Source organism: Photobacterium salinisoli, from assembly GCF_003614885.1.
Lineage (GTDB): Bacteria > Pseudomonadota > Gammaproteobacteria > Enterobacterales > Vibrionaceae > Photobacterium > Photobacterium salinisoli.
On sequence record NZ_QZMS01000015.1, the window covers coordinates 211,976 to 229,410 of the forward strand.

The 17,435-nt window shown below is 53.7% G+C and carries 17 protein-coding genes; 16 read left to right on the plus strand and 1 reads right to left on the minus strand.

Annotation, left to right across the window (positions count from 1 at the left end; translation table 11 throughout):
• Nucleotides 1-143: 143 nt before the first annotated feature.
• From pilM to dam, 9 genes are all read left to right on the plus strand, one after another.
• Nucleotides 144-1,091, plus strand: a complete 948-nt coding sequence (pilM, locus tag D6M16_RS20695) for a type IV pilus biogenesis protein PilM (protein ID WP_120513776.1) — start codon at nt 144-146, stop codon at nt 1,089-1,091.
• Entirely contained in the window at nt 1,085-1,681 is a 597-nt protein-coding gene (locus D6M16_RS20700; protein ID WP_162941123.1) for a PilN domain-containing protein, read from the plus strand. The genes pilM and D6M16_RS20700 overlap by 7 nt, the downstream gene beginning before the upstream one ends.
• Nucleotides 1,674-2,297, plus strand: coding sequence for a type IV pilus inner membrane component PilO (locus D6M16_RS20705; RefSeq protein ID WP_162941124.1), 624 nt, complete (start codon nt 1,674-1,676; stop codon nt 2,295-2,297). Before D6M16_RS20700 ends, D6M16_RS20705 begins: the two co-directional genes overlap by 8 nt.
• The gene (locus D6M16_RS20710; protein WP_120513779.1) at nt 2,294-2,767 is read left to right on the plus strand and encodes a hypothetical protein; all 474 of its coding nucleotides are present in this window, start codon (nt 2,294-2,296) and stop codon (nt 2,765-2,767) included. The genes D6M16_RS20705 and D6M16_RS20710 overlap by 4 nt, the downstream gene beginning before the upstream one ends.
• A gap of 37 nt (nt 2,768-2,804) precedes the next feature.
• A complete protein-coding gene (locus D6M16_RS20715) occupies nt 2,805-4,139 on the plus strand; it encodes a type IV pilus secretin PilQ (RefSeq protein ID WP_240435672.1) in 1,335 nt (444 codons plus the stop codon).
• Nucleotides 4,140-4,346: 207 nt separating this feature from the next.
• Entirely contained in the window at nt 4,347-4,865 is a 519-nt protein-coding gene (gene aroK, locus D6M16_RS20720) for a shikimate kinase AroK (RefSeq protein ID WP_027250635.1), read from the plus strand.
• Between the two features lie 20 nt (nt 4,866-4,885).
• Nucleotides 4,886-5,959, plus strand: a complete 1,074-nt coding sequence (aroB, locus tag D6M16_RS20725) for a 3-dehydroquinate synthase (protein WP_120513780.1) — start codon at nt 4,886-4,888, stop codon at nt 5,957-5,959.
• A gap of 14 nt (nt 5,960-5,973) precedes the next feature.
• Nucleotides 5,974-7,605, plus strand: a complete 1,632-nt coding sequence (locus D6M16_RS20730; protein ID WP_120513781.1) for an AAA family ATPase — start codon at nt 5,974-5,976, stop codon at nt 7,603-7,605.
• Nucleotides 7,606-7,739: 134 nt separating this feature from the next.
• The gene (gene dam, locus D6M16_RS20735; protein WP_120513782.1) at nt 7,740-8,567 is read left to right on the plus strand and encodes an adenine-specific DNA-methyltransferase; all 828 of its coding nucleotides are present in this window, start codon (nt 7,740-7,742) and stop codon (nt 8,565-8,567) included.
• On the opposite strand, the gene D6M16_RS20740 is transcribed toward dam, so the two are convergent.
• On the minus strand, nt 8,545-8,742 hold the full coding sequence (locus tag D6M16_RS20740) for a DUF2970 domain-containing protein (protein WP_120513783.1): 198 nt from the start codon (nt 8,740-8,742) through the stop codon (nt 8,545-8,547). The two genes, dam and D6M16_RS20740, sit on opposite strands and share 23 nt — an antisense overlap.
• Nucleotides 8,743-8,914: 172 nt before the next feature.
• Between D6M16_RS20740 and rpe the strand changes: the two genes are divergently transcribed.
• From rpe to astA, 7 genes are all read left to right on the plus strand, one after another.
• The gene (rpe, locus tag D6M16_RS20745; protein ID WP_120513784.1) at nt 8,915-9,589 is read left to right on the plus strand and encodes a ribulose-phosphate 3-epimerase; all 675 of its coding nucleotides are present in this window, start codon (nt 8,915-8,917) and stop codon (nt 9,587-9,589) included.
• A complete protein-coding gene (locus tag D6M16_RS20750; protein ID WP_120513785.1) occupies nt 9,589-10,272 on the plus strand; it encodes a phosphoglycolate phosphatase in 684 nt (227 codons plus the stop codon). Before rpe ends, D6M16_RS20750 begins: the two co-directional genes overlap by 1 nt.
• Nucleotides 10,273-10,375: 103 nt before the next feature.
• Nucleotides 10,376-11,380, plus strand: coding sequence for a tryptophan--tRNA ligase (trpS, locus tag D6M16_RS20755; RefSeq protein ID WP_120513786.1), 1,005 nt, complete (start codon nt 10,376-10,378; stop codon nt 11,378-11,380).
• 234 nt (nt 11,381-11,614) lie between these two features.
• Nucleotides 11,615-13,963 carry an ExeM/NucH family extracellular endonuclease gene (locus D6M16_RS20760; RefSeq protein WP_120513787.1) on the plus strand — a complete coding sequence of 783 codons (2,349 nt, stop codon included), beginning with the start codon at nt 11,615-11,617 and terminating at the stop codon, nt 13,961-13,963.
• A 105-nt stretch (nt 13,964-14,068) separates the two neighbouring features.
• Entirely contained in the window at nt 14,069-14,644 is a 576-nt protein-coding gene (locus D6M16_RS20765; protein WP_120513788.1) for an aminodeoxychorismate/anthranilate synthase component II, read from the plus strand.
• Nucleotides 14,645-15,051: 407 nt separating this feature from the next.
• Entirely contained in the window at nt 15,052-16,269 is a 1,218-nt protein-coding gene (locus tag D6M16_RS20770) for an aspartate aminotransferase family protein (RefSeq protein WP_120513789.1), read from the plus strand.
• Between the two features lie 136 nt (nt 16,270-16,405).
• Complete coding sequence (gene astA, locus D6M16_RS20775) at nt 16,406-17,422, plus strand: arginine N-succinyltransferase (RefSeq protein ID WP_120513790.1); 1,017 nt, start codon at nt 16,406-16,408, stop codon at nt 17,420-17,422.
• Nucleotides 17,423-17,435: the final 13 nt, after the last annotated feature.

The window sequence follows — 17,435 nt, forward strand, 5'->3', positions numbered from 1 at the left end:
TTGAGAATTCCCGTTACACCTTCGTTAGGCCATCCGCGCTATTTCAGTCAGTAGTATAAAGATAACTCAAATAAATTTAACGCCGTCAGAGGTGTTTATTCGAATAATTTTGCCTTGTCTTTACCAGGGGAGCATACCACGCCATGTTGCACAAGCCAGTCTGGACCGGGATAGATATCGGCCACCATAGTGTAAAGGCGGTCGTGCTTAAGCAAAATAAAGGACGGCTTGCGTTATTGCATTACGCTGAAGTCGCTTTGTCTCCTGCAGAATTTGCCGGGACGTCCCCCGGTGGCGGGCTCCATCACAATAGCCTGTCCGGACCTATCTTGTTGTCAGCCTTGCGTAAAATACGGACTCTGCTTCCAAAGCGTTCGGTTCGCACTGTGCTGTCACTGCCCGACAATGAGGTGGTGCAGCGCGAGCTTACGCTAGAACAACGCTGGGGACAGGATATCGGAAGCGAACTGGCAAAGATACTGGCGGGTACCTTGTCGATGGATCCCGAGGCACTGAGCCTGGATTATTATCCATCTCCGGCTCCCGGACAGGGGGCAACGGACAGTGCCTTGCGTTTTCAGGTCTTTGCGGCCAAGACGACCTTAGTTGAAGCAAGAACTCAGAGCGTACGTGAGGCCGGTTTTGAACCGGTGATCATGGAATTGCAGGCGCGTGCACTCTTGTGGCTGCTGGAATACTGTCACCGGCAGGCAATAACGGCAATGGGAGCGAATCCGGCACTGGTCTGTCTGGGCCCTGAGGATACTGATCTGGCCGCCGGTTTTTCACATAACCTGCCGCTGCATCGTACCTTTTTGCTGAGCCGGGCTGGTAATGCGCCCTCCTCGGAACTGATCCGGCAACTGCAACATTATCATTCCCTGTCGCCGCTAACCGGACTGTGGCTAACGGGCCGAGCTTTGTCAGACGACGAGCTGACTTTGTGGCAGCAAGCATGCGGATTGCCCGTTGCTTTTCTGACGCCCGGGCAGGTGTTTTCTCTACAGCACCGGTCGTCGGCGGCGATGCCGCTGGATACCGCCTGGGCCAGAGTTGCGGCTTTGGCGGTCCGGGGGGCATTATCATGCTGATCCCGGTCAATCTCTTGCCCTGGCGTGAAGCACTGCGTGTCGCGCATGCCCGCCGGTTCTGGTACTGCCTGGCGGCGACGGTTGTGCTGGCAGTGCTGATCATGGGGAGTTTGCGGCTTTATCACGGAGAGCGGGCGGCACGCCAGAAAAGCAGTAACGATCGCATTCAGCAGCAAATACTCGCACTGGCACCTGATCTTGCCAAACTGGCGGATTATCAGCGCCAGCACCAGTTGTACCAGTCTCGCTTGGCGGCGGTTAGCCGCTGGCATCATGCGCGTTTTCCCTTGATCCACCTGCTCAATAATTTGCCTGATCTCCTGCCGCTGTCCGCCGGGCTGGAGAAGCTGACACTCAAAGACAATAACCTGGTTCTGGCCGGCCAGACCAGGCAACTGACGGCATTGCCGGATTTTCTGGCCCGCATCGAGCATCAGGATTGGGTGAGTAACAGTCAGCTGCATTCTGTACAACGCCACCAGCATTCCGCGGGACCTGGTGAGCCGCTCTCCGCCGGCGAAGCAGCCGTTCAGCGATTTTCAGTCACCATGCGTTTAGTTTCGCCGCCATTGGAGGATGTTCATGACTGACTGGCGGGATCTGACACTGGAGACGATGCCAGGCTGGCCACTGCGTTACCAGTTGGTTGTCTGCCTGGGGTTGCTGGGGCTGCTAATTCTGCTTTTTTGGCATTGGAGCATCAAAGCGTTGCTCCAGCAGCATCATGATTTGCAAGCGCAGGCCCAGTCACTGATGGCGCAGCTTACCCTGCAGCGCACCCAGGCGGCGTTGCTGCCTGAGTGGTCTGAACGGACAGGTAAAATGATGGCCCTTTACCGACAGCAAGCGGCCCGGTTGCCTGATCAATCAGCCTGGCCGCAAGTACTGGCTGACATCGAAACACTCAGTGTGGAGGCAGAGGTAACCTTGCAGCATCTCAGGTGGGGAAAAAGAGAAAATCACCAGTGGTACAGTGTGCAGCCTTTGCTCTTCGCATGGCAGGGTGACTATGGTTCGGCAGGAACATTGTTAGCCCGGCTGGCATCCATGCACTGGCTGCTGGTGGTTAATGAACTGACGATGCAGCCTGCCGACGGACAATCGGATGAGCTGCGGGTCACAGGAAGTGCGCACCTTTATCAGATGCCAGTGCCGAGTGGTGACTCGATTCTGGCTGACGACCCGAAACTGGAGGTGCGCCAATGATCACTTTTTGCCTCCGTGACTTTTCTTACCGCCACTTTTTATACCGCATGTTCAGCTTTGCTTTGCTGCCAATGGCTTTGCCGGTCACAGGATTCAGCCTGGCAGAGGCACCGGCGTTTAGCGTCAGTCCGCTTGGTTCTCCGTTTCAGCGCTTTGAGGTGATAGAAACTGAACCTGTAACGTGTCAGATATCGGCAACCGACATGCTGCTTAAAGGGCTGATGATGAAGGGCAGCGTCAAGGATGAGTACGGATGGGCGGCGTTGCTGAGTGCTGATGACGGTCGGCTGTTCGAAGCCAGACCAGATCAGATTATCGGGCCCAGAGTCAGAGTACTCAGCGTGGATGCCAGGCAAACAGGATTACTTTTACAGACCCGCGGCGTGCCCGGCTGTCCTGTTGAGACGCATCACATTCTTCATATTTCTCAACGGGGCAGGTGGTTCATTGTGCCAGAAAACCTCTCCTGACTTCGGTCTGAGCATACATATTCAGGAAAGAAAAAACATGCATACTTTTTGTGCGCTGTTCATGCTGACATTCAGCATGATCGCTGTGCTTGCCACTGCCTCGGCCATGGCAGAGTCTGAGGGGGTATCCTCGGGAGATGGGAAGCGATTGTCGCTTAACTTTCAGGATGTCCCGGTGCGCCAGTTGTTACAGGTGATGGCCGATCACCAGCAGCATAACCTGGTGGTTTCCGATGATGTACAGGGCAATATTACCCTTAACCTCAAAGATGTGCTCTGGTCTCAGGCGCTGGATATTGTGCTGCAGATGAAAGGGCTGGCCTATCAGCGCCACGGCAATATTATGGTGGTGGCGCCAAGAGCGGCAATGGCTGCTCAGGAGGCGCAGACTTCTCGTTATCCCTTGCAGGGACAGGAACTTAAAACTGAAGTGATTCTGGTCCGTTACGCTAAAGCCACGGATTTAGCCGACATGCTGGCGGGTAAACCCGGCCAGTCGGGGTTGCTGACCGAGTATGGCGCACTGCATGTGGATGACAGAACGAACGCCCTTGTTGTCAAGGAGGTGGCCGACAGCATGGATACCCTGCTTGCTATCATTGACACCTTGGATAAACCGGTCAAGCAGGTGCAGATAGAAGCACGCATTGTCAGCATGAATGAAAAGGATATCACGGATCTTGGCGTACGTTGGGGGATGTTAGACACCAGTGGCAGCGTGACGCTCGGAGGGTCCATTGAAGGAAACCTGGCGGCTTTGGGGGCCGATAATCTCGAGCCGGATGTCAGTGATTATCTCAATGTGAACCTCGGCGCTCAGGCTGGCGCCGCCAGAATCGCCTTTCAGGTGGCGAGATGGGGGGATCAACTGCTGGATCTGGAATTGTCGGCCCTGCAGGCCGAGGAGAAAGCAGAAATCATTTCCAGTCCCCGACTGGTCACGACGAACAAAAAAATGGCCTATATTGAGCAGGGGACAGAGATTCCCTATCTCGAAGCCTCGTCAAGTGGCGCCGTGTCTGTTTCCTTTAAAAAAGCCGTACTGAGCCTTATGGTAACGCCGCAGATCACCCCGGATGATAAACTGGTGCTGGATCTTGAGGTTACGCAGAATAAGCCCGGCGAGACGGTGATGACAGGCACAGGAGAAGCAGTTGCGATTGATACCCAGCGGATTGGCACCCAGGTACTGGTGGATAATGGCGAGACCATAGTGCTGGGCGGCATTTTCCAGCATCAGTTCAGTCAGGCCGTGCGTAAAGTGCCCTTGCTGGGGGATATCCCTTTGCTGGGCAGTCTGTTCAGGCAAGAGCTCGAACGTGATACCAGGCGTGAATTATTAATTTTCGTGACCCCGAAAATCCTCCGATAGTGAGGCCAGGCGCAGGCGCAGGGGGTGTTTATTTTGCTGAGATGAGGTGCTTGACTGAGACTGGCTATTGCCAAACAGCAGTGAGTCCTGAGATAATTTTCGGTCTTATCACGAATGAAATGTGAGGAAGTTGGCGCCTCAGGCTTGCAAATCAATAGCCTGTGGGCGGTTTTGTCTATTTTTTAATCGCGCGTATATTTGCTAAACATGGCTGAAAAACGAAATATTTTCTTGGTAGGACCAATGGGAGCCGGTAAGAGCACCATTGGCAGACACCTTGCACAGCAGTTACATATGGAGTTTCTTGACTCAGATACTGTGATCGAAGAGCGTACCGGCGCCGACATCAGCTGGGTCTTCGACGTAGAAGGCGAGGAAGGCTTCCGTGCCCGTGAAGAAGCGGTCATCGACGATCTTACCCAGGAGCAAGGCATAGTCCTGGCGACCGGGGGAGGCTCGGTGAAAAGCAAAGAGAGCCGAAACCGTCTGTCAGCTCGTGGTATCGTGGTGTATCTGGAAACCACCATTGAGAAACAGCTGGCACGTACTCAGCGTGACAAGAAGCGCCCTCTGCTGCAAACCGATAAACCTCGTGAAGTGCTTGAAGCGCTTGCAGAAGAGCGTAATCCATTGTATGAAGAAGTAGCGGATTACACAGTACGTACCGACGACCAGAGTGCTAAGGTCGTTGCTAATCAAATTATCAAAATGCTGGAAGAGCGTTAACGACGGAGAAACAACGAGTCATGGAGCGGATTACAGTCAGTCTGGGTGAGAGAAGTTACGATATTTCAATTGGCACCGGATTACTGTCTGATCCGGACTATTTCACCTCTGTGACTGGTCGACGGGTTGTTATCGTCAGTAATGACACTGTCGCCCCTCTTTATGCCGACACCCTGCAGGCCACGCTCAGTCCACTGGCAAAGGACGTGGCCCTGCTCAACCTCCCTGACGGCGAGCAGTACAAAACCCTCGATACTTTTAATCAAATCATGACATTTCTGCTGGAAGGCAGTTATGGCCGCGACGTGGTGCTGGTGGCACTGGGTGGTGGCGTGATTGGCGATGTCGTGGGCTTTGCCGCTGCCTGTTTCCAGCGTGGGGTGGATTTTATTCAGGTTCCGACAACCCTGCTGGCGCAGGTAGACTCATCGGTCGGCGGTAAAACGGCCGTCAATCACCCTTTGGGTAAAAACATGGTCGGAGCCTTTTATCAGCCACAGGCGGTGATCATTGACACCGACTGTCTGAAAAGCCTGCCTGCCCGCGAGTTTGCAGCCGGGATGGCGGAAGTGATCAAATACGGCATTATCGTTGACCAGGATTTCTTCCACTGGCTGGAACAACATCTGGATCAATTGCGTACGCTGGATGCCGGAGCATTGAGCAAGGCGATTGCACGTTGCTGCCAGATCAAAGCCGATGTGGTTGCCGCGGACGAGAAAGAGTCAGGTGTACGCGCGCTGCTGAATCTAGGTCACACTTTTGGTCATGCGATTGAAGCTGAGATGGGGTATGGTAATTGGCTTCACGGTGAAGCTGTTGCTGCCGGCACGGTACAAGCGGCACAAACGGCTTGTCTGTTAGGTTTGATGACATCAGCGGAAGCGGAAAAAATCCGTTCATTGCTGGTGCAGGCAGACCTACCGGTTGTTGCACCGGAAACTATGAACTTTGACCATTATATCAAGCACATGATGCGGGATAAGAAAGTGTTGTCAGGTAAGCTCAGGCTGGTATTACCGACTGGAATTGGTCGTGCTGAGGTCGTTTCTGATGTACCCAATGACATCCTGCGTCAGGTGATAGAACCCTGATGTTGTAATCATACATGACAATAGCCGCTTCTCTGACGTCACTGGATCTGGACAGCCAGATCCAATTGCTTTCCCGGGTACAGTTCCTGACCCGATTCAGCTCCCATTTGATCCAAATCAGCGGCGAACCCGGGGCCGGTAAATCCTGGCTGGCGCAACGTTACCTTGAGCAATGGGCCGACTCAGACGGTATTACCCATACCCGGCAGGCATTGCTGATGTGTCACCCGGCACAGAATGACAGCCAGCACAGAACCATATTGCTTAATCAGCTGATTCCGGGCGCCGTGTTTAACGAGAGTGATCCCTTGCACCAGAGTGTCGAGCGTCTGCTGGCCGGAAAACCGGTCGAGTTGCTGCTCGTGATCGATGATGCGCATTTGCTCAGTCCGGCACTGATTGGCGAGCTGTGGGCTCTGGTTGTGAAATCACAAGATTCAGCAGACTGGCAGGTGAATGTACTACTCTTTAGTCAGACTGGTCGGTTAACCAAAGCCTTGCATCAGGTCTCTCATGGTCAGGGACAGACGCCACTGGAGCTGGAAATTCCCTTGTTGCCTGAACAGGAAGTACAGGCGTTTCTGGAATTGGTTCTGGCCACCCATTCACTCGATGCCAATCAGCGCCGGGCCCTCAAAGCGCAGGCGGCGGAGGTGACACCGACCCCAGGCGCCTTATCGGCACTCAATCACACGGAGGTGGCGAATATGGCCAATACAAGCTCCAGAGCTTTTTCCCCGGCAGCACTCTTGCTGTTGTTGCTGGTCATTGCAGCGGCTGGCCTCGTGTTCTGGTACTTTCCCGATCAGACGGCATCATCTCAAGCCGAGACGCAATCATTCAGCCCGGATATGGCGGCAGCAGATGAAGTGCTGGCACAATCAGCGGATGGCCTTGTTGTGTCACCGGCTGAGGATGATGAGCGGTCACCTATGACAACGGACAGCGTAGCCATTGACCGCACAGACAATAGCGTTAACCAGGTAGCAGAAACAGGGGCGCCGGCCTCTGCCGAGGCTAACGCGGAGATCTTGCCCGAGCCGGTCAAGATTGAAGGATTGACCGTTGGCCGCAGCAATACCGCAGGTCAGCGTGTAGTCCTGCCTTCGGATGTGGTGGATGCCATGATCACCGAGCAGGAAACCGGTGGCTCAGGCGAGCTGGCCGTGGCTGCCCAGGACGCTCTCAGTCAGGCGGCTAACCCTCTCGCGGCAGAGGGGGCACAGGCTGGTATACCCGCCGTGGCTTCAGCAGCGGAGCAAGCGCAAGGTGCCGAACCTGTCAGCACAGCGCCGGCAGACAGAGCACCCACAGCACCTCAGCTGACCGGCTTGCAGGCCGTCATGACCGCAGATAGAGAGACGCTCAAGTCGGTCAATAGCCGTCATTATGCGTTGCAGCTGGCCGCTATGCATTCGCTGGAGGCTACCCGCAGTTTCCTCAATGAATACGGGATTGAAGATATCGCTCAGGTATATCAGACGCAGCGGCAGGGAGTGCGCTGGTATATTGTGGTCACAGGTGATTACAGCAGTGTGGCTGCCGCCCGCCGGGCCCAGGCACAGCTACCGGCGAAAGTGCAATCGGTGCAGCCCTGGGTGAAATCTTATACTCAGATCCACCGTGAAATCGATCGGGTTCAGTAACCGCATGGTGTCCGGTCGGCAGTAATTCAGTTGTTGGGGGGATAATTGTCCCCAAGCAGTATGGGTCAGGTGAGAAATAGGTTACAATCCGCCACCTTTGAAAAGACAGTCGTTATGGGTGGTAGGTTAACCAAATGAAAAAGCAGCGTGCCTTTCTGAAATGGGCCGGAGGCAAGTTTTCTCTGGTCGAGGACATCAGACGACATCTGCCACCTGCACGAAAACTGGTTGAACCTTTTGTCGGTGCGGGCTCTGTGTTTCTAAACACGGACTACGACGACTATCTGCTGGCTGATATCAATCCGGATTTAATCAATCTTTACAATGTGATTAAGCATGAACCCGAGCGTTATATCGAAGACGCACGGCAGTATTTCACTCCGGAATACAACCAGAAAGGTGCCTATCTGGCTATCCGCGAAGCGTTTAACCAGACTCAGGATACTTACCTGCGTTCTCTGTATTTTCTCTATATGAACCGCCATGGTTTTAACGGCTTGTGCCGTTACAACAAAAAGGGTGGCTTTAACGTGCCGTTTGGTTCGTATAAAAAGCCCTATTTCCCGGAAGCAGAAATGTACCACTTTGCAGAAAAGGCCAAAAAAGCGACCTTTATCTGTGAAGGCTACCACCAGACGTTTTCCCGCGCCCGCAAAGGCAGTGTGATTTATTGCGATCCGCCGTATGCTCCTCTGTCAACCACGGCCAATTTTACGTCCTATGCCGGCAATGGTTTCAGCCTGGATGATCAGGCAGCGCTGGCCGATGTGGCAGAAAAAGCCGCAACAGAAAGGCACATTCCGGTGCTGATTTCCAATCATGACACCACACTGACCCGCCGCCTGTATCACGGTGCAGAGTTGTCAGTGGTGCGGGTCAAACGCACGATCAGCCGAAATGGCGGTGGCCGCAATAAAGTAGACGAACTGCTGGCGCTGTTCAGCCCGCCACAAAACGACTGATAATCACCAGCATTCCCACAAACAGAAAGATAGCGGCCAGTCCTGCCACAATAAAGGGCAGGGCACTCGGTTGGCTGAAATCCTGTTGCCGGCTGTGATCTGACTGAACTCCCAACAGAGCAGCGCCCACGCTGCGCCACAGATTGGTTTTCTTTGACGCTGGCTTGTGCTTCATGTGCAACTCCTGTCCTCTGCGCTTCCTTAAGGTTTAGCTTAGCCTGTAAACACAGATAGGATCACGGAACAAATCGGTAAGACATCGGAGTGGATATCGGGTAGAATTTTGCTCATTTACTGCCCCGTATAGGTATACCAAGCGGGAACCCATTCAAGTACAGAGGCTGAACATGACGGATTTTCTGATCGCTCCCTCCATTTTGTCTGCCGATTTTGCCCGTTTGGGTGAAGACGTTGAAAAAGTGCTGGCCGCCGGTGCCGATGTTATCCACTTTGATGTAATGGATAACCACTACGTCCCTAACCTCACCTTTGGGGCCCCGATCTGTAAAGCGCTGCGTGACTATGGCATTACAGCACCGATTGATGTGCATTTGATGGTCAAGCCGGTGGATCGCATCATTCCGGATTTTGCCAAGGCCGGCGCGACCATGATTACCATTCACGCCGAAGCGACAGAGCATCTGGACAGAAGCCTGCAGCTGATCAAAGACCACGGCTGCCAGGCCGGGGTGGTGTTCAACCCGGGTACGCCGCTGCATTATCTCGATCATGTGATGGACAAGCTGGACATGATTTTGCTGATGTCGGTCAATCCGGGATTCGGCGGTCAGTCTTTCATTCCGCATACACTGGAAAAACTGCGTCAGGTGCGCGAGCGCATTGAGGCCTCTGGCCGTACAATCCGGCTGGAAATTGACGGCGGGGTGAAAGTGGACAATATCCGCGAAATTGCTCAGGCCGGTGCCGACATGTTTGTGGCCGGCTCGGCTATTTTTGGTCAGCCGGATTACAAGGCCGTCATTGACGAGATGCGGGCAGAGCTGGCAAAGGTGAAGCGTTAATGAAGATTGAAGGTATTAGATTCATCGCGTTTGATTTGGACGGCACCTTGCTCGACAGTGTGCCTGACCTCGCCGACGCTGCCGATAAAACCATGCAGGCACTGGGCTTACCCGGCGTAACCGAAGCGCAGACCCAGACCTGGATAGGTAATGGTGCTGAGACGCTGATTGGCCGTGCCCTGAGTCAGAGCATTGAACTGGACCCGGCGCTGGATCCCGAGCTGCACCAAAAAGCACTGGTGATGTTTAACCGTTTTTATCGAGAAGGCGGCCACAAGAAGACAGTGCTGTACCCGGGAGTGACAGAAACGCTGGAAACACTGCATCAGGCAGGGTTCCCGATGGCGATTGTCACCAACAAACCTTCTCAGTTCGTACCGCACATTCTTGAAGAGTATGGGATCAGCCAGTATTTTACCGATGTGATCGGCGGCGATACCTTCCCGAAGAAAAAGCCGGATCCATACGCGCTGCACTGGCTGATGGAAAAACATTGCCTGAGTTGCAGCGAGATGTTGATGGTCGGCGACTCCCGCAATGATGTTCTGGCGGCTCAGGCAGCCTCATGCTATGTTGTCGGCCTGACTTATGGCTACAACTATGGCCTGCCGATCAGCGACAGCCACCCTGACCGGGTGCTGGATCAGTTCAGCCAGTTGCTGGATGTTGTAGCTATCGCATAATCGCAGAGTTGCTCCGACCGGTTCAGGTTCAGCCGGTCATTTATTGTTTTCAGGCGGCATAGGTGTCGCCGGATATGTTTAGGAAAAACAGGAATATCCCATCATGAGTAAACCCATTGTATTTAGTGGCGTACAGCCTTCCGGTGAGTTAAGTATTGGTAACTACATGGGTGCGCTGCGTCAGTGGGAACAAATGCAGGATGAGTACAACTGCCACTACTGTGTGGTGGACCTGCATGCCATCACGGTCCGTCAGGATCCGGCCGCGCTGCGTGAAGCCACGCTGGATGCGCTGGCGCTGTGTCTGGCGGTGGGCGTCAGCCCGGAAAAGAGCACCCTGTTTGTACAGTCTCATGCCCCTGAGCATGCACAGCTCGCCTGGGTGCTGAACTGCTACACCCAGATGGGTGAGCTGAACCGTATGACGCAGTTTAAAGACAAGTCGCAGCGTCATTCGGAAAACATCAATGCCGGCCTGTTTTCTTATCCTGTGCTGATGGCGGCAGATATCCTGCTGTACGGCGCGCATCAGGTGCCTGTGGGCAATGACCAGAAGCAGCACCTGGAGCTGGCCCGTGATATCGCGATTCGCTTCAACAACCTGTATGGCGATACCTTTGTGGTGCCAGAACCTTACATCCCGCCTGTTGGTGCGCGCGTCATGAGCCTGCAGGATCCGCTCAAGAAGATGTCCAAGTCAGACGACAACCGCAACAATGTGATTGGTCTGCTGGAAGATCCGAAAGCGATCACCAAGAAGATCAAGCGCGCGGTGACCGATTCTGAAGAACCGCCACGTGTGGTGTTTGATATCGAGAACAAGCCAGGGGTGTCGAACCTGATGGGTATCATGTCGGGTGTGACAGGCAAGAGCCTGGCCGACATTGAAGCCGAGTACAGCGATAAGATGTATGGCCATCTGAAGAAAGATACTGCTGAAGCGGTCGTGGCGATGCTGGAGCCGCTACAGGCGCGTTATCACGCATACCGTGAAGATCGCGCTTTCCTGGATCAGGTAATGAAAACCGGTGCCGAAAAAGCCTCTGCACGGGCCGCCGAGGTGCTGAAGAAGGTCTACCAGGCTGTGGGCTTTGTTGCCCGCCCTTAATCGTAAATCTCATTAAGCGTACAAATGTAAGCAGAAGGCAGCACCTTCTGCTTTTTTTGTATCCGTTTGACGCAAATTCCTTCTTCTCATTTTTAGAGTAAGATCACTAAAATGATGTCATAAGATGCATATGTGTGGTGTTTGTTAATGCTGTCACATTTATGAGATGTATAAGTGTTAAATAATGCATTCCTTTTTAGATATAGCTCTCAATAAATGTAAAGGATTGCAGACATGTTACGAACCACACTTTTGCCATTGGCTGCTGTCATGGGCTTACTGCCTGTGCAGGCAATGGCTGACACTTTTAGCTGTGACACGCAAACCCTGACCCCGATTTATCAACTGCAGGGGGACGGCCTCAAGAGCCCGGTGATCCCTGATGGCCAGTACACCAGCCCAGATGCCTATTACGTGCGCGGGGTGGTAACCGCCAGAGTGACCAGCCTTTATAAAGGTTTCTTTCTGCAGGATCCGCAGGGTGACGGCAATGCTGATACTTCTGACGGTATCTTTGTCTACACCGGCGCTAAGGTCGCAGCGGACGTGCAGCCGGGGATGACGGTGTGCCTGAAAGCCAGGGTAAAAGAGCACTATGATCTGACGCAATTACTGGCTGAGCAGGACAAGCTGGTGATTGAAGCCCCCGGTGTCGCACCGGCTCCGGTTGCTATTACCGTCAGGGACGGTGAGCAGCTGGCCGACGCCATGGAGCGCTATGAAGGCATGCGTGTCCGGCTGGTGGCAGATAGCCAGCTGAAAGTGACCCGTAATTTTGGTTTCGATTATTCCTCCTACCGTAACAATATGGTGCTGTCCCACGCATCCCCATTAATGAAACCGACCCAGCTTTACGTGGCCGGCAGCGAGCAAGCCAAAGCCCTGGCTGCGGCGAATGATCGCAATCAGCTCTATATTGACACGGATGCCAAAGCGCCGGAAGGCGTGATTCCGTATTTCCCGGGACTGGATGCCGAGCAGGGCTATGTTCGGGTAGGCGATACTGTCGTTAATCTTGAAGGGGTGATCGGTTACAGCTACGGAGAGTACCGTCTGCTGCCTACCAATACCGTATCGGCGGCGGATTTTATCCACCATGACGATCGCACTCTGGCCCCGCAGGAGGTGCCGGACACGCAGCTGAAAGTGGCCAGTTTCAATGTACTTAATTTCTTTACCAGCGACAGTGACATAGGCGGCGCGCTGAATGCCATGTGTAAAGATCAGGCCGATGCCGATGCAGCCAAGGGCTGTAACCGTGGTGCCAAAACCCTGAGTGATTTCCAGCTGCAGCGCAGCAAGATAGTCAATGCGCTCACAGCCATGAATGCCGATATCGTCGGCATCATGGAAATGGAAAATAACGGCTTTGGCGAACACAGTGCGCTGGCCAATCTGGTCAGCACGCTGAACCAGCAGTTCAGTGATCCGGCGGATCACTACAGCTTCATTACTATTGAGCAAGCGGACATGCACCAGGGCCAGTTTCTGGGCTCAGATGCCATCACAGTCGCGCTGATCTACCGTCCGGGCAAAGTCCAGCCAGCGTCAGCGGCGCAGGTGATCCGCATGCCGGAGCAGCACCTGGCCGGAGTGAGCCCTCAGGGCGAAACGAAACAGCTGGACAAGTACCAGCGTGACAGCCTGATGCAGACATTTGTGGTGCAAGATGCGGCGGATGCACAGCCATTGACCGTGGTGGTGAATCACCTGAAATCCAAAGGCTCAGGTTGCTACGAAGACTGGGTAAGCGGCGAGTTTGACAGCGATCCGGCTGACTTGCAGGGTCACTGTAATGCGTTCCGTGTTTCTGCCGCTATGGTGTTGTCTGAGGCGCTGAAAAATATCGACGGCGATCTGCTGGTACTGGGCGATATGAATGCGTACGCCAAGGAAGATCCTATTCGTATTCTGACCGACTATGATCCGGCCAGTGCCGAGCGCAAGATACTGTCGGCGTCGGGCACGTCTGTGGCGGGCAAAGTACTGCATGAACAGGGCATTGAAGCGGGTAAAGGGCTGGGTCTGGTGAATCTGGCAGACAAAGGTCACGACACGCCGGCTTATTCCTACAGCTATGAGGGCGAGCTGGGCAGTTTGGATCACGCGCTGGCTAACCTGTCGCTGGCCGGGAAAGTCGCGGGGATCGAAGAGTGGCACATTAATTCGGTCGAAAGTACGCTGTTTGAATACTCAGATAAGCACACTGGAGATCTGGTGAAATCGACCGGGCCTTATTCCGCTTCAGACCATGATCCTGTGGTGGTCAGCCTGCGCTATGCACAGCCGGATAACCGCGGTTTCCAGCTGACCTTCAAAAACAAGAGCGCCCATCCCGTCTATCCGGTGTTCAATCGCTGGTACTGGGACAGCACGCAAACTTGGCTGATGCCGGGCAAGCAGCGCCGCTACCGTGAGGACAATCGGTTCTTAAACCATGTCGGCATTGGTGCCGGCGATCAGGTGAGCCTGAGCCTGCTGGCTTACGGGGTGTTCGAAGTGCCTTGCAGCTACGCACCGCTGCGCTTAACTGGCCGCCTGAAAGCGGTGTACAACGGTGACAGCTGTCAGATGAAGCACTGATCCCGCTCTTTTGACGCTAAAAAGGCCGGCAGGAGGCAATCCTGCTTGCCTTTCTCCCTCCCTGTTGCAAAATAGGGCGCCGATTTTGCCAGGGCAGGGATACTTATGCTGTTGATCATTGATAATTACGACTCTTTTACTTACAACCTGTACCAGTATTTCTGTGAGCTGGGCGCTGAGGTGAAGGTGGTTCGTAATGACGAGATTGATCTGGCGGGGATTGCCGCGCTGGCGCCGTCCCACCTGGTGATTTCCCCTGGCCCGTGTACCCCGGATGATGCCGGTATTTCGCTGGCGGCGATTGCCCATTTTGCCGGCAAACTGCCGATCCTGGGGGTCTGCCTGGGGCATCAGTCGATGGCGCAGGTATTTGGCGCCAAAGTGGTGCGCGCCCGGCAAGTCATGCACGGCAAAACCTCCCCGGTGCGACACAATAACCACAGTGTGTTTTGCGGCCTGAATAACCCTCTGACGGTGACCCGCTATCACTCGCTGGTCGTTCAACCTGATACGCTGCCGGACTGTTTCGAAGTGACGGCATGGACAGAAAAAGACGGCGAGCCGGATGAGATTATGGGCATCAGCCATCGCACTTTGCCGCTGGAAGGTGTTCAGTTCCACCCGGAAAGTATTCTCACTGAACAGGGGCATCAGCTGCTGGCCAATTTTCTGCGTCGCTGATACCGGCTTTTCTCTTTTTTCATTTCGCGTTTTTCGCTGCCAGGCCTTGTCAAATGTGGCCTGGCTAATGACCCATTAGTCTTACTAATGGGTGTTTTGGGCGTTTTTGGCTGTCTCACAAGCGCGATCTGTATCACTTTTCTTAACATTGGCCAAAAAATATTCATCCGGCCTTTGTCGCAAGCTTATGCATTTCGCGAAATCATCAACAGGGGCATTGATTCCTACAGGGAAAAACACCTTTCCTTAAAATCGTCTTAATAAGTTTTCCTTACTCACGCATAAATATGTATCCATCGCAGTTATATGACGCACTTTCCGCAAAGGAAAAACATTTTCTGCTATTGGAATCGGTTAAAATTATGTAAATACTATGCGCAAAGCGATATACACAGAAGGAAAGTATAATGGCGACGGATCAAAAAGTAGGACGTCAAACCTTTGATGAGGTCATGGTACCTTGTTATGCCCCAATGCAAATCATCCCGGTGAAAGGTAAAGGTGCCCGCGTGTGGGACCAGGATGATCGTGAGTACATCGATTTCGCCGGTGGTATCGCGGTGAGCTGCTTGGGCCATTGTCACCCGGCTATGGTGTCAGCACTGAAAGAGCAGAGTGAGAAAATCTGGCACCTAAGCAACGTCATGACCAATGAGCCGGCACTGCGCCTGGCCAAAAAACTGACGGAAGTCAGCTTTGCAGAGAAAGTCTTCTTTGCCAACTCTGGCGCCGAAGCAAACGAAGCCGCGCTGAAACTGGCGCGCCGTTACGCGGCTGATAAATTCGGCCCGGAAAAAGACGAAATCATCGCCTTTAAACAAGGTTTCCACGGCCGTACTTTCTTCACTGTGACAGTGGGTGGTCAGGCTGCGTATTCTGACGGCTTCGGTCCAAAACCTCAGGCGGTTACGCACCTGCCGTATAACGATCTTGAAGCGCTGGCAGCACATATCTCTGACCGCACCTGTGCGGTGATGATGGAGCCATTGCAGGGCGAGGGCGGTATCATTTCTCCGACCCAGGAATTTATCCAGGGCGTGCGTGAGCTGTGTGACAAGCACAATGCGCTGCTGGTGTTTGATGAAGTACAGACGGGTAACGGCCGTACCGGCGAGTTCTATGCGTATCAGGGGCTGGGCGTGACGCCGGACATCCTGAGCACAGCGAAATCTCTGGGCGGCGGTTTCCCTATCGGCGCTATGCTGACTACCACTGAGCTGGCGCAGCACCTGAAAATCGGTACTCACGGTTCTACCTATGGCGGTAACCCGCTGGCGTGTGCCGTGGCTGAGGCTGTGGTTGACGAAGTCAGCAAGCCGGAAGTCCTGGCTGGCGTGAAAGAGCGTGAGCAGTGGTTCCGTGAGGGCATCGAAAAAATCAATGCGCAATACCCAATCTTCGCTGAAGTACGTGGCAAGGGCCTGTTGCTGGGCGCAGTCCTGAATGCAGACTGGCAGGGCCGTGCACGTGATGTGCTGCTGGCGGCTGGTGAAGAAGGTCTGATGGTACTGGTGGCGGGTACCAACGTTGTACGTTTCACTCCATCGCTGGTAATTGAAAAATCGGACGTCGAAGAAGGCATGGCTCGACTGGAACGTGCTATCGCCAAGCTGTACAACCAATAATAAGACAAGGGCAGGCACAATAGCTTGCCCTGCTTGCTGCCCCGGGGTTCGCCCGGGGTAGTTGTTAGAAGAGTAAGAAATAACAGATATTCAGAGTTAGCAACCTGTGTTGCTACCTGCATCAGGAGGGAGTTCGATGCTGGTTATACGTCCAATTACAAAAGCGGATTTGCCTGCACTGATGACGTGCGCCGAAGAATCTGGCCACGGATTCACATCATTGCCGGTTAATGAGGAGATCCTCAGCAATCGGATCGCTCATTCAGTTGAAAGCTTTAATAAAGACGTCACTGCACCGGGTCCGGAAGGCTACCTCATGGTAGCGGAAGACACTGAGACAGGCGAAATTGCCGGTACGACAGCGCTGGAAGCAGCGGTCGGACTGGATAACCCATTCTATACTTATCACCTCAGCACACTTGTTCATAATTCACATCATCTGGATGTGCATAAAGTGCTGAAGGTACTGACGTTCGGTAATGACTACACGGGCGTGAGTGAACTATGTACCTTATTCCTGCGCCCGCAATGGCGTCAGGGACTGAACGGAAAACTGCTCTCCAAGTGCCGTTTCCTTATGCTGGCCGAGCATCGTCATCGTTTCTCTGACACTGTGATTGCCGAGATGCGTGGTGTGTCAGATGAGCAGGGTAACTCCCCGTTCTGGGAATGGCTGAAAGAGCACTTTTTCTCGATTGATTTCGTTGAAGCAGATTACCTGACAGGTATCGGCAAAAAAGAATTTATTGCCGATCTGATGCCGAAACTGCCGATTTACGTCAACCTGCTGAGCAAAGAAGCTCAGGCCGTGATTGGTCAGGTGCACGACAATACGCGTCCGGCGCTAAAATTGCTGGAAGCGGAAGGTTTCGTCAACCGTGGCTATGTTGATATTTTTGATGCCGGCCCCACGGTGGAATGCGATCTTCGCCATATTGAGTCTGTCCGTGCCTCTCAGCGCTGTACGGTTGAGATCGGCGAACATCACAGCTCGCATAATTACATCATCAGTAATACCCGGTTTGCCGGTTTCCGTGCAACGGTAGGTAAAGCGGCACTGGATGGTGAACGTAATCTGGCCATCATTTCTCCGGAAATGGCCAAGGTGTTAGAAGTGAAAAACGGGGATCAGGTTCGCCTGATTGCTCAATAACTAGGGTGGAATA